General features: G+C 71.3%; 4 protein-coding genes. All 4 read left to right on the top strand.

Annotated elements, in window-relative coordinates:
* A partial coding sequence (locus G6027_RS16760; RefSeq protein WP_241727224.1) for a DEAD/DEAH box helicase occupies positions 1–2,201 on the top strand: 2,201 nt, incomplete at its 5' end.
* Positions 2,198–2,971 (top strand): hypothetical protein, encoded by a 774-nt coding sequence (locus G6027_RS16755; protein ID WP_346995782.1) that lies wholly within the window; start codon positions 2,198–2,200, stop codon positions 2,969–2,971. The genes G6027_RS16760 and G6027_RS16755, both read left to right, overlap by 4 nt.
* Positions 2,972–3,032: 61 nt before the next feature.
* On the top strand, positions 3,033–4,223 hold the full coding sequence (locus G6027_RS16750; RefSeq protein ID WP_182638128.1) for a DNA repair exonuclease: 1,191 nt from the start codon (positions 3,033–3,035) through the stop codon (positions 4,221–4,223).
* Positions 4,220–6,079, top strand: a 1,860-nt coding sequence (locus tag G6027_RS16745; RefSeq protein WP_182638127.1) for an AAA family ATPase, incomplete at its 3' end; no start/stop codon positions are given. The genes G6027_RS16750 and G6027_RS16745, both read left to right, overlap by 4 nt.

Genomic DNA, 6,079 nt, shown 5'->3' with positions numbered 1-6,079 from the left:
GCAGCGACGCGGCGGGCAGCGACGCGAACGGCAGCGACGCGGTAGACGACGACGCGGTCGGCGGCCCACAGGGGGAGGGGTCCCCGGGCCCCGCGGTGTTCTGGCGGCTGCAGGTGCTGGTCCGGACGGGTGCCGATTCGCTCCGTCCGTTCTCCGACCTGGCCGACACCTCCTCGGTGGCCGGACCGGTACGCGACGTGGTGGACCGGGCTGTCCGGTCGTGGCCGCCACTGACGCGGGCCACCCAGGCGGCCGGCGTACCCGATCTGCTCCTGCCGACCGACCTCGTGGTCGAGTTGGTCGACGAGGGGGTGGAAGCGCTCCGGGGCCGCGGTGTCGAGGTCCTCCTCCCGAGGGCCTGGACGAGGATCAGGACCGCGGTCAGGGTGGTCGTCAAGGAGCCCGGGACCGAGTCGGTGGACTCGGGGCACCGGCTGGGGCTCGACCAACTGGCGGAGGTCGACTGGGAGATGGTGGTCGACGACAGCCCGTTGGACGCCACCGAGGCCCGGATGCTGCTCGACGCGGCATCGGACCTGGTCAAGCTCCGTGGCCAGTGGGTCCGCGCGGACCCGGGTGCGCTCCGACGGGCGGCCCGCTTCCTCGCCGCCAGGCGCGGGCAGCGGATGACCGCACCCGCCCTGGTCGGGGCCTTGATGTCCGAGGAGGCGGAAGGCGTCGAGGTCGAGTCGCCCACAACGCTCGACTGGATCCCCTCGTCGTCGTCTCCGGTCGTGCTCCCGGAGTGGTTCCGGGCCACACTGCGGCCGTACCAACTGGACGGGGTCAGGTGGCTATCGGCTCTCGCGCGGGCCGACACCGGGGCGGTGCTGGCCGACGACATGGGGCTCGGCAAGACCATGCAGGTCCTCGCGCTCACCGCGGTCGAGCACGCGGCCGGGACATCCGGCCCCACCCTGGTGGTGGCGCCCCTGACCCTGGTGGCCACGTGGGCCCGCGAGGCGTCGACGTTCGCTCCGGAACTACGGGTCCACGTCCACCACGGTCAGGGACGCGATAGGGGAGAGGGTGCGGTCGAGCGGATGACGGACTCGGATCTCGTCCTGACCTCATACGGGACAGCAGCGCGAGACGTCGATCTGCTCACCGGGGTGAACTGGCGGCGTCTGGTGGCCGACGAGGCGCAGACGGTCAAGAACCCGGCGACCGCGGTGTCACGGGCGATCAGATCGATCCCCGCCCGGCACCGGATCGCCCTCACCGGGACCCCGGTGGAGAACAGGCTGGACGAACTGCGGGCGGTGTTCGACTTCGCCAACCCCGGTCTTCTCGGGTCGGCCAGTACCTTCCGCGCCCGGTTCGCGGTTCCCATCGAATCGCACAGGGACGAGGCCGCGGCCACCCGGTTGCGTGCCCTGACGGCCCCGTTCATCCTGCGCCGCCTCAAATCGGACCCGCTCGTGGCCGCGGATCTGCCGGCCAAGCAGCACATCAGGGTCGACTCGCCCCTGACCCGTGAGCAGGCGACCCTGTACCAGGCGGTCGTCGAGGACATGATGGAGCAGGTCAAGGAATCCGAGGGCGCGGCCCGCAAGGGCGCGATCCTGTCCGGTCTCACCGCTCTCAAACAGGTGTGCAACCACCCGGCGCACTATCTCGGCGACGGGTCCTCGCTGTTGCGGGGTGGACGACACCGGTCCGGCAAACTCGCCGCACTGGACGAGGTCCTCACCGAGATCCTCGACGCGGGGGAGAAAGTCCTACTGTTCACGCAATACCGGGCCTTCGGGGATCTGATCCTCCCGCTACTGGAGCGCCGGACGGCGAGCGGGGTCCCGTTCCTCCACGGCGGGGTCACAGCGGGAGGGCGGGCCTCGATGGTCGAGGAGTTCCAGAGCACGGACGGCCCGCCGTTGATGCTCGCGTCCCTCCGCGCCGGCGGGACCGGGCTCACGCTGACGGAGGCCAACCACGTGGTGCATCTGGACCGGTGGTGGAACCCCGCGGTGGAGAACCAGGCGACGGATCGTGTGCACAGGATCGGGCAGACCCGGGTGGTCCAGGTCCGCACGCTCGTAGCGCCCGGGACGGTGGAGGACCGGATAAACGAGCTGCTCGAGTCCAAACGCGAGTTGGCGGATCTGACGCTGGGCCCTCTCGCGGGTGTGCTGACGGAGCTCACCGATACCGACCTGGCCGAACTCGTGGCCCTGGCAGATGAGGGGAGCGACGAACCGTGAGCGGGCGTGGCGGGATCCCCACCAGGTCGAAGGCGGGGCCATTCGGGGCGCACATGTGGAGTCGGCGGTGGTCCTCGGACCTCGAGTCCGGAGTGGGCGGCAGCGACGTCTTCCTCGGCCGCAAGGACGCACGCGACGGAAAGGTGCTCTCGCTGGAACACTCCGGCCGGATCGTGCGGTGCGACGTCGCCGGCAGCCAGCCGGAACCGTTCACGGTGGAGTTCGAGTTCGCCCCGCTGGACGGGACCGACACCGATGCGCTCCGTTCGGCTCTGCGCCGCGAGGACGGCGGAGTTCTGGGCGCGCTGTCCGGCGGCTTCTCCGACACCGTCGGGTTCCTGCTGCTCCCGGCGGTTCACGGCGCCACCCGGTACTCGTGTCGTTGTCCGGTGCAGCCCGGCCCGTGCCGGCACGTGCTCGCCGCTGCCCACGTACTCGTGGAGTGGTGGGACGCCGCGCCGGAGGTGATGTTCGCACTCCGGGGACTACGCGCTGACACGCTGGGCGCGGTGCTGGCCGGAACGGGCGACGGGGACGACGGGGCCGTGGCGTTCGACGTGGAGGAGGGCCTGTGGGGCCGCGATCCGCTCCTCCCGGCCGTTCCCGCTCCCGACCCGGCGGGACTGGAGGACCTGTTGGACGCGCCGGTCGCCAGAAGGCTCGCCGCGGCGGCGACCGGGGACCCACTGGAGCAACTGCGCGTGGTGGCCGACCTCGAGGATTTCCTGGACGCGTTCACCCGGTACCGGCCCCGGGATCAGCGCTCGTGATCGGCGCGTTCGACGAGGATCCCGTCGCGGCACTGTCGGAGCCCCGACCTACGATGCGGCCATGGACAGGCGACGGGACGGCGACATGATCCGATTCCTCCACTCGGCGGACTGGCAGCTGGGGATGACACGGCGGTTCCTCGGGACCGAGTCGCAGGCGGTGTACACCGCGGACCGACTCGCCGCGGTAGCCTCGTTGGGGGCCCTCGCCCTCGAGCACGGCGCCGAGTTCGTCGTGGTCGCGGGCGACGCGTTCGAGGACAACGCCGTTCCCCGATCGGTCGTGCTGCGCGCTGCGGAGGTTCTCGCGGCCTTTCCCGTACCGGTACTGATCCTCCCCGGGAACCACGATCCGCTGGACGTGTCATCGGTACTGCGGTGCCGGGACTTCTCGTCGGCGGTGGACGGCGGAGCCGTCACAGTCATCTGTGACTCCGAACCCGTCGAGGTACGCCCCGGGGTCGAGGTGGTGGGGGTCCCGTGGACCTCCAAGCGCCCCGATCCAGCGCGCCTCCCCGCGTTGCTCGCCGATCTCGACCCGACCGACTCCCTGCGCATCCTCCTCGCGCACGGGGGCACCGACGAGGTCTATGGCGGCGACTCCCCGTCCGTCGAGGCGATCCGCGTCGCAGAGGTCGAGGACGCCGTCGGGTCGGGTCACCTGGACTATGTGGCGCTCGGCGACAGACACTCTGTCACCCGTGTGGGTTCCGGCGACAGGATCTGGTTCTCGGGAAGCCCCGAGACCACAGCGTTCGACGACGTGGAGAGAGAGTCCGGTCATGCTCTTCTCGTCGAGCTCGGGACGCGGAGCCCGGTCGGAGGCCGCCGGGGTGGTTGTGTGGTCACACCAGTGCGGACCGGACGGTGGTCCTTCCTCGCGATCAACGCGGAGATCGAGACCGAGTCGGATCTCGACGCGCTCGCCGAGCGGATCGAGGCGATCGAGGACAAACCCAGGACGGTCCTCAAGCTGGGCCTCACCGGGACTGTCGGGGTGGCGCTGCGCGCCAGGATCGACGACCTGCTGGAGACGTGGGCGGAGCTGTTCGCGGCCGCCTACCTGCGAGAGCGGCTCACCCACCTCGTGGTCCGCGCGGAGGATTCGGACTTCAGCGATCTGGTCGACGGTTATGCCGGGCGCGCGGTGCAGGACCTCGTGGAGATGGCAGCCTCGACCGGACCGGACTCCGAGGACGCGGGCAATGCGCTCAGCCTGCTGTACCGGCTCGTGGACGGAGGCGTGAGGTGATCCTGCACCGTCTGAGTATCGAGGACTTCCGCGGTGTCGACCGGGAGGAGGTGCAGATGCCCCCTCGCGGCGTCTTCGTGATCGAGGGCCCCAACGAGTCGGGCAAGACGAGCCTCATGGACGCACTGGAGATGCTCCTCGAGCACAAGGCGTCCTCCGGGCGCGCGGAGATCAAGGCCGCGAGCCCCGTGGGTCGTGACGTCCCGGTGGTGGTGGAGGCGGAGTTCACCATCGACCGGGAGAGGATGCGGTATCGCAAGGAGTTCGTGCGGGGAAAGCGCACGTCGCTCGAGTTCCCGGAGTCCGCGAAGGTGGCGCTGACGGGTGACGACGCCCACGACTACGTGCGGGACCTTCTGGACCGCCGGGTGGACAGGTCCCTGTGGAGGGCGCTGCGCATCGCCCAGGACGAACCCATCGGCCAGGTGGAAGCGGGCAAGGGGATGGAGTCGCTGCGGCGGGCCCTGGACGCCGCAGCCGGAGGCGCCGATCCCACCGGTGACGACACGCTCGTCACCCGGGTCGGGGAGGAACGTCACCGCTACCTGACGGCACGACGCGGAGAGCCGACCGGCGACCTCGCGCGGTCGGAGGCCCGGCTCACGGACGCACGCGCGGCGCTGGACGACGCCAGGGCGAGATTGTCCGAACTCGACGCCGCGGTGTCCGAGCACGCCCAACAGTCCGCAGCCCACTCCGCCAGGACGTCCTCACTGGCCGCCGTCGAGGCGGAGGTGGCGCGGCTGGAGGAGGCAGGACACACCGTGGCCCGCTTCCGCGAGGCCCTTCGGTCCGCGGAGGTGGAGGTCGACCGCGCCACGGTCGCCCACGACGCGGCGAGCCGGCTCGACCGGGAGCGCGCGGACCTCATCGCGCGACGTCAGGAGGAACAGGTCAGGGGAGCCGAGTTACGGGCTGCCACGGAGGAGGCGGCACGGAGGTTGGAGCCGGCCGAGATCAGGGCCGGTGAGGCGCGGGCCGCTCTGGAGGCGGCCGAGGAACGGGTCACCAGAGCCCGCGCACTGGTCGACGCGGATCGGAACGCGCGCGAACAGGCGCGGCGTCGCGCCGATCTGTCGACCCTCGATTCCCTTCTCGATACCCTCGGGGCAGTCGGGCGGGACCTCGCCGAGAAGGAAGCCGAGCTCGCGGGGATCGATCTCCCCGGCGGAACCGTGGACCGGATCCGCACCGCGGATGCGGCCCTGCGCGAAGCCGTGGTCCGGAGTGCGGCCAGCGCCCCCAGGGTGGCGGTGGCCGGCGAGGGAACGGCCCGAATCGGTCAGGAGACCATCGACGCCTCAGCGGGCTGGGAGGGCGAGATCGTCGAGGACACCGTGTTCGAGGTGGGCACGGTGTCGCTGACCGTCGTCCCCGCCACCGACACGGACGCCGTCCGTCGCGCGGAGTCGAATGCCAGGTCCCGACTCGAGGCGCTGCTCCGCGAGTGCGGTTGCGGATCGCTCGCCGAGGCCGAGAAGCGCGACCGCCAGGCGGAGGGACTCCGAGCCGACATCGCAGCACAACGGCGACGCAGGACGGATCTGCTCGACGGGGACACCTCCGAGGATCTGACGAGACGGCGGGCGACACTCGCCGCGGAGCTGGAGTCGGGCGGGGAGGAGTCCGGGGAGTCGACAGGGGCCCCCGCCGGGGCCGGTGGGCCTGGCGACGGGGACTCACCGGACCCGGCTTCGGGGTCGGCGTCAGCAGAGGGGGACCTGACCAGGTGCCGCGCGGAGGATCGGGCCGCGTCGGCCGAGGCCGAGACCCTGAGGACCGACCTCGCCACAAGGGTCGCGTTGGCTGGGGAGGCCGCACAGCGGCTGCAGGGGTGCGAGGACGCGCTCGCCGCT

The organism is Dietzia sp. SLG310A2-38A2 (assembly GCF_014145095.1).
Classification (GTDB): Bacteria; Actinomycetota; Actinomycetes; order Mycobacteriales; family Mycobacteriaceae; genus Dietzia.
This window is presented reverse-complemented; position numbering and strand designations above follow the sequence as displayed.